The sequence below is a fragment of the Rummeliibacillus sp. POC4 genome (assembly GCF_003576525.1).
GTDB lineage: Bacteria > Bacillota > Bacilli > Bacillales_A > Planococcaceae > Rummeliibacillus.
The window spans coordinates 1-3015 of sequence record NZ_QWUA01000127.1 but is presented as its reverse complement, the minus strand read 5'-3'; the positions used below and the strand labels follow the sequence as shown (position 1 = coordinate 3015).

Annotated in this window: 3 protein-coding genes; all 3 read left to right on the top strand. The window is 33.8% G+C overall.

Annotated features, from left to right (window positions below; translation table 11 throughout):
• The first annotated feature begins 443 nt into the window (after positions 1 to 443).
• Positions 444 to 1430 (top strand): aliphatic sulfonate ABC transporter substrate-binding protein, encoded by a 987-nt coding sequence (locus D1606_RS18140; protein WP_119417413.1) that lies wholly within the window; start codon positions 444 to 446, stop codon positions 1428 to 1430.
• A 13-nt stretch (positions 1431 to 1443) separates the two neighbouring features.
• A complete protein-coding gene (locus tag D1606_RS18135; RefSeq protein WP_119417412.1) occupies positions 1444 to 2286 on the top strand; it encodes an ABC transporter permease in 843 nt (280 codons plus the stop codon).
• Positions 2287 to 2289: 3 nt separating this feature from the next.
• The coding region (locus D1606_RS18130) for an ABC transporter ATP-binding protein (protein ID WP_147414560.1) at positions 2290 to 3015 on the top strand (726 nt) is incomplete at its 3' end.

Genomic DNA, 3015 nt, shown 5'->3' with positions numbered 1-3015 from the left:
TTACAAACGTCATAATGGTTAATCAAGTGCCAGAAATGATAATTAGATTATCGTTTCTGGTTTTTTTATATCCAATTACTATCACAACGTCCTTGAAAAATGCTATTATCAAGGACTCGTTTTTTTAGAAGTCAAACATTAATCCTGCAAGTGTTGAAGCCCTAAAAGCATAAATAATAAAAATGATTGGATAAAAGAAACAATAAGTACTATCTAAAATGAGCCTCTACTTTTAAAGAACCGAACTAACAATTGGAGGTGCATTTCAAATGATAGTGCTTTTTTATTTATAAAAAAGTGAATTAAATTTAGAGAATAGATCACATACATATAAAACATAGTTGACAAATAGGAATTATAATAATAATATTATGACTATATTAAAAATTTAGAAAAGTTAAAATTTTATATGAAAGTTGTTTTCAACTAAAGGAGGTAGAAGGATGAAGAAATCCGCTTTGTTCATGTTAATATTCTCATTATTGCTCGTAATAGGTGTGTTACAAGCATGTGGCAATAGTAAAGCATCTGGAAATGATGTATTAAAAACAGTTCGATTAGATTATGCATATTATTCCCCTACAAGTTTAGTTCTGAAGAAATTTGGTTGGTTAGAGGAAGAATTTAAAAAAGATGATGTGAAGGTAGAATGGACATTAAGTCAAGGAAGTAATAAGGCTTTAGAATTTTTAACAAGTAACAGTATCGATTTTGGCTCAGCGGCAGGGGCAGCAAGTTTAATCACAAAATCTAAGGAAGTTCCTATACAGAATGTCTATGTATTATCTCAACCAGAATGGACCGCTTTAGTATCATTAGATAATTCTATTAAGTCTATTAACGATTTAAAAGGAAAAAAAGTAGCTGCTACATATGGAACGGACCCTTATATTTTCTTACTTCGTGCATTAAATGAAGAAGGGTTAAGTGAAAAGGATATTAAATTTGTAAATTTACAACATAATGACGGTTATCAAGCATTAGTTAAAGGTGATGTAGCAGCATGGGCAGGTCTTGATCCGATTATGGCAACAGCAGAGCAAGAAGCAAATGCAAAATTATTCTATCGTAATAGCGAGTTTAATACCTATAATTTTTTGAATGTAAGAGAAGATTTTGAAAAGGCATATCCTGAAGCAGTCGAAAAAGTCATTAAATCCTATGAGAAAGCACGTAAATGGATTATAACTCATCCTGATGAGGCTGCAGAAATCATTTCAAAGGAAGCAAAAATAGATTTGAATACTGCAAAAATTCAACTTGAACGTACAAATTTTGATCAACCAATTCCTGGTGAGCAACAAGTGACGGCTTTAAATGCTGCTGGAGAAGTATTACAGAAAGCAAAAGTTATCAAATCAAATGTAGATGTAGAAAAAACAACAAATAATCTTGTTGAACCATCTTTTGCAAAAAAAATTATTAAGTAAAGAGAGGGTTTGTATGGCGAAGAAAATTGCAGAGTTTCCATCATCCATAGAATATGGGAAAGAGCCGTCTGTAAATAAAATAAAAAGAGCTAAGGCTTCAAAGATAATCCTTAGTTTATTTCTTCCATTGCTTCTTTTAGCTCTATGGATTTTTGTAACAGACACAGGAATATTATCTTCATATCAGCTACCATCTCCATTAGCTGTGATTTATACAATCCAAGGTTTAGCATTAGACGGGACGCTTTGGGGACATTTAGGAATAACAGTCTATCGCGTACTGTTTGGTTCATTAATTGGAACTTTCTTAGCCGTATTATTGGGTTCGATTGTTGGTTTTTACAATAAAGCAGAGCGTATTTTTGATCCAATGATTCAAGCATTTAAATCGATTCCATCACTAGCTTGGGTACCATTGTTTATCCTTTGGATGGGCATTGGTGAACCTTCAAAAATCAGCTTAATAGCTGTTGGGGTGTTCTTTCCAGTGTACTTAAATGTTGTAAGTGGCATTTTAAATGTGGATCGTAAACTAATAGAGGTTGGAAAAGTTGCAGGGTTTAGCCATTTTGAGTTAGTAAGGCGTATTATTTTTCCAGCGAGTTTGCCTTCTTTCTTTACAGGTGTTCGTAGTGGTTTAGGCTTAGGGTGGATGTTTGTTGTGGCCGCTGAGCTTATGGGGGCAAGCCAAGGATTAGGATATCTCTTGGTGATTGGTCAAAATTCATCTTCACCTGATTTAATCATTGGTAGCATAATTCTGTTTGCTTTTGTTGGAAAGTTAACAGATTGGCTTATTAAACTTGTTGAGAATCGTATGTTGAAATGGCGAGACAACAGTATGATAGGAGGTTAACAAATGGTATTGGAAGTAAATCAATTAACCCGTATTTTTGATAACCAAAATGGCTTAAAAAACGTATCCTTTGATGCTCGAGAAGGGGAAACCATTGGATTATTAGGAAAGAGCGGTTCAGGGAAAAGTACAATATTACGTGCAATTGCAGGGTTAGACAATGGCTATACGGGAGAAGTCTTGATTTCAGGTGAAAGTATAGATGGACCACACCCTAAAGTAGGTGTAGTTTTTCAAGAAGCTAGATTATTTCCTTGGTTAACTGTTTTGGAAAATGTAACTTTTACGTTAAAAGGCAATGAAGAAACCAATAATAAGTTTGCAAGAAAACTTTTAAAACAAGTTGGACTTGAAGGTGCAGAAAATTTATATATAAAAGAATTATCTGGAGGGATGGCACAACGTGTATCGATAGCGCGTGCTATTGTAGCAAAACCAGGATTATTATTAATGGACGAACCGTTTAGTGCTCTTGATGCCTTCACAAAAATGCAACTTCAAGATTTAATGCTTGATATATGGCGTGCAGAAAAAGTGACATCTATTATTGTTACTCATGATATTGAGGAGGCATTATATTTATGTAATCGAATCATAGTTTTATCAGGAAAACCTGGTGAAGTAGAACGTGAATTTGTCATTAATGAACCATTTCCGCGCGACCGTGGGAGTGAGCGGTTAGCTCATATGAAAAAAGAAATTCTTCAAAGTCTTCAAATTGAATCAGTA